This window comes from Streptomyces sp. NPDC005784 (assembly GCF_042871525.1).
Lineage (GTDB): Bacteria > Actinomycetota > Actinomycetes > Streptomycetales > Streptomycetaceae > Streptomyces.
In genome coordinates this window covers 1-4,180 of record NZ_JBIAIQ010000098.1, presented here as the reverse complement: position 1 = coordinate 4,180, position 4,180 = coordinate 1, and the positions used below count along the sequence as shown (strand labels likewise).

General features: G+C 71.2%; 2 protein-coding genes. Both read right to left on the bottom strand.

Annotation, left to right across the window (positions count from 1 at the left end; genetic code table 11):
- Window positions 1-216 precede the first annotated feature (216 nt).
- Window positions 217-1,455: a CHAT domain-containing protein gene (locus tag ACFYR3_RS45525; RefSeq protein WP_389288306.1), complete on the bottom strand. Its 1,239-nt coding sequence runs from the start codon at window positions 1,453-1,455 to the stop codon at window positions 217-219.
- A gap of 31 nt (window positions 1,456-1,486) precedes the next feature.
- Window positions 1,487-3,313 carry a tetratricopeptide repeat protein gene (locus ACFYR3_RS45520; protein ID WP_389288305.1) on the bottom strand — a complete coding sequence of 609 codons (1,827 nt, stop codon included), beginning with the start codon at window positions 3,311-3,313 and terminating at the stop codon, window positions 1,487-1,489.
- Between the last annotated feature and the right edge of the window lie 867 nt (window positions 3,314-4,180).

Genomic DNA, 4,180 nt, shown 5'->3' with positions numbered 1-4,180 from the left:
ACATCCTTGATCGCGGTGCTATGGCGCTGTCCGGCCTGCCACAGAGATCCGTACGACCTCCTCGACCACGGTCGAGGACCATGACCAAGCTCTGCCTGATCCCGTTGACAGCACCGAGGAGCGAGGCCGTCCCGGGCGGATGACGCGCGGGCACCGAAGTGCCCGCGCCCGGGGCAACGCCCAGCTGTCGCGCACCTCGCCTCCCGTTCGGTACGGCTACCTGCCGGAGTGGAGGTGGGCCGCCCACAGAGAGGGCGTCGCCGGATAGCGGTCCCGTACCGCCCGTACGGCGTCGTGCAGGGCAACAGCGGCGCGGTCCAAGTCCGGATCGGGGCCGGCGGAGCCCGTGGGGGCGCAGGTGAGCAGGTGCCGGTAGAAGGACTCGGCGATCTCGGCGGCTATCCGGTCGTCGACCTGCCACAGCGTCCCCACCACGTGCGGGAAACCGGCGCCCTGCAGCGCGCTGGTGAGATGGATGGCCTCCTCCAGCAGGTCGGGGCCGCCGGGAGTTGCCGTGCTGCAGGCGGAGAGGTAGGCCAGCCGCGCGTGGTCGAGGCTGACTGAGGCGAGGGCGGACACCGTCAGCGGCGCGGTGTCGTGGTCGTGGAGAAGCAGTCGGCTCCGCGAGGGATCTGTGTGGTCGGTGGCGCCGTGGCACGCGAAATGGACGATGGCGCACTCCGGGAGGCGGGCCAGGACGGCGGCCGTGGTGGGGGCGTCACCGCCAGGTGCCGGGCCGGGCTCCTCGTCGTGGGGCTCGGGGCCGGTGAGGTCGATCGGGTGCGGCAGCAGGGCCCGTACGCAGCGGGCCTCCTCCGCCACGTGCGGCAGCAGGGGGAGGTCCGGGGCGTCGGGCACTGCGACGACCAGGGACCGGACGCCGTCGGTGGCCGGCGGCCGGGGCCGCCGGGCGTGGTGCAGCATGCGGACGGTGGGAGTGTAGGAGGAGACCACCCGGTCCATGACGGTGCGAGGGCGCGCGCCCGGATCGGTGTCGGCGGCCGTGTGGAAGCCCGCGGCGTGCAGGGGCAGGAGGCTCAGGAGCCCGCCCGGTGCCCACCACACCCGCGGCAGCGCGTCCCCGTCGTGTGCGGGCGCGAGGACGTGTCCCTTGGCTTCGAGGGCGGTGAGGACCGGTTCGGCCGCCGCCTCCCACAGCCATTCCAGTACTTTGCGGAGCGTCTTCTGCGCAGCGACGCGGTTGCGGTCCGGTGCCGTGGCGTCCTCCAGTGCCTGGTAGAATCTCTCGGCCTGTTGCAGGACGGCCTCCGCAGTGAGCTGGGGCAACGGGCACGAGGAGACGCCGTCCGGGGTGAGGAGCAGTGCGTCGCTGCGGTGACGACTGACCGTGAACGTCACCACGGGGCCGTGGGCCGCCTCGGCCAGGAGCTCATCGGGGGAGGGCGGCAGCCCAAACCTGGCGAACCCCTTGCAGGCCCGGATGCGCTTCAGCAATTCCGACAACCCCTCCGCCAGTCGGTGTCGTTCACCGCTGCCCCCCCGCGGGGCCACCGCCGGTCAACGGTGCTGGCTCGGCGTCCCGGTCCAGCGCCTCGCGCAGCTCCACGAAGCGGGCGGCCAGGGCCGAGTGCTGTTGCCGCAGGGCCGTCAGATCGCTCCGGGTGTCCAATGCCTGTGACAGGAGCACCGCCCGCCCGGCCTCGACCATGCTCAGCGCCCGCGCGGCCCGGTCCTCCGGTTCGGGGACGCTCGTGTCGGCCAGGGCGAGGGCAGCCGCGTCGGCAGCTAGACCGGCGGCGAGGGTACCGAGCGCGTGCTGCCGGTCGCCCCGGCCGAGGCGGCGCGGCGCCACCTCGGGGAGCGTCATGACGGCCTGTTCCAACAGCTTGGCGGCGCGGGCCGGTTCAGAGGCGGCGGTCAGCTGCGCCACCGTGCGGGCCGTGGCGACACGGATCCGCGGGGGCGTCGTTACGTGTTCGGCCATCTGCCGCAGCTCGGCCAGCGCCCTTTCCCGGTCCTGCCCGTTGCCGGTGACCTTCGCCCGCTGGAGCAGGGCGGCGCCGAGGTGGGTCCGGTACGCCGTCCGGTGGAGGTGGTCGTCGCGCGTGCCTTCCAGGGCGGCGTCGAGGGCCGCCACCGCTTCGTCGAGGTCACCGGCCACTGCCGGGGGGTGCTCAGCCCGCACCAGGAGGGTACGGGCGAGAGCGAACAGGTACAGAGCGTGATCGACGGCAGGGTAGTAGGCGGGGAGGCTTCGCACGGCTGCGCGGCCCAGTTCGACGGCTTCGTCGAGGTCGGCGCGTACGGCCGTGTGCTCGAAGCGCGTCAGAAGGGTGGCCGCCAGGCTTGAGAGGTGTGTGGCTGCGTGGGGCCACCTCTCGGGGACGTTCCGGAGGGCGGCACGACCGGTCTCCACCGCCTCGTCCAGGTCTGCCAGGACCCCGGTGCGTTGGTACCGCATCGCCAACGCGCCGCCGAGCGTGGCCAGGTGGGAAGTTCGGTCGGGGTGGTCGGGGGCGGTAAGGACGGCGGTGCGGGCGGTCTCGATGGCCTCGTCCAGATCCGTGAGCGCGTTGGTGTTCTCGTACCGCACCTCCAAGGCGCGGCTCAACTGGAGCAGGCTGCCCGCCCGGCCGGTCGCGTCGGCAGCGGCGGTTCTGACGGCGTCCCGCAGGAAGTCCACCGCCGCGTCCAGGTCCGCCAACACCCCTGTGTGCTCGAAGCGCGCCCGGAGGACGAGGCCGAGGTTGTTCAGGGAGGGGGCCAGCAGGGGCGGATGCGGCGCGGCGGCCCGCACGGCCGTACGCGCCATCTCCACCGCCTCGTCCGCGTCCGCCGTCGCGAGCGTGCGGCCATACCGCAGCAGCAGCGCAACGCTGAGGTGGGAGAGGCACAGCGCGCGTTCAGGATCCGCCTCGGGGAGGCAAGCGAGAATACGCCGGTACAGGGTTTCCGCAAATTGCTGCCCGGCTGGGTCCATGTTGGCCCGTGCGCGCTCCAGCGTTCCCGCCGCGAACGGGAGCACCGCCCCGGCGAGAGTGGCGAGCAGGGGCTGCGGTAACTCGCCCGTGTCCCGGGTCCCCTTGATGAAGCACCAGGCGAACAGCCGGACGGCCAGTTCACGGGCGGTCGCGGCCTGTGCCGGGGGAAGGGACTGCGCACGGTAGAAGTGCAGCCACCCCAATGTGTACTCCGCCTCCGGATCCGTACCACTGCCCACGTCGCACATGGCCGCGAGGTTCCGCGACAGCACCGACGCGACCGGGTCCATCACCGCGGACCCGTCCCCCGTGGCGCTGACGCGGTCTACCCGCTCCCTGACCTCGGCGAGCATGTCCTCACGTTCCCCCATAGGCTCTCCCCCTTGTCGTCGAGCCCCTGCGGTCGTTGAGGCTTCGATGATGACGCCGTCGTCCGTCGCTGTCGCATACTTCGGACGCTCCGCGCCGGACGTGCCACCGACGGCCTGTGGGCCCCCCGCGCACGTGGAGAACATGGTGTCCGCCGTCAATCAGGAATGCCGCTGGGCGGACAGCAGACCGTGCATTTGATCTTCGTAGCGGCACGTCGGTGAATGTCTCGTACGCCTGCTCATCAGTCAGATACTCCACCGGTCGACCGGACTGTAGCCAGCAACCACCCCCCCAGCGGCCTTTCTGCGAAGTCCGGCGGTATCTCCGGAGTATGTGTGCTAGCCGACCAAGACCAATGTCACCGGGATTTCTGTACGCCAACTACAAGCGCCGCCGATTGCATTGGATGCGAACTGGCGGCGGTATGCGCATCGTGGCCGGGTGACGTGCGGCTGCGTAGACCCGTGGCCAGGGCGGGAAGTCGGCCGGCATCGCCCGCCGCTTGATGCCGTTGTCGAAGAGGTAGCGCACGGCGTCGAGCATCCAATGCCACGAAGTTAAGGCCCCGTTGGCGGTGTCAAGGCATCAGGGAGAGTGATCTTGTAGGTGCTTGGCGCGGTGCGGATGAGTCGGTCGTTGCGGGCCCAGTAGCAGAGTTGCGCGGTAAGACTGCTGAGCGGGCGCCCTGAGGTGGGGAGCCCGAGATGCCGTGCGATATCCCGTGTGTGCATGGCCTGGTTGGAGTTCGCGGCCAAGAGCTGGCAGACCTGGCCCCAACGGCCGGAGAGGGCCCGGCTCGGGTCCTGTGTGCTGGGCAGGGCTGGTGGGTGCACGGTGATCTCGATGGCGGTGATCGCTGTGCTGCC

Bases quoted from the DNA above. Each gene is read 5' to 3' on its own strand.
- ACFYR3_RS45520 (WP_389288305.1), bottom strand. From the start codon at position 3,313: ATGGGGGAACGTGAGGACATGCTCGCCGAGGTCAGGGAGCGGGTAGAC.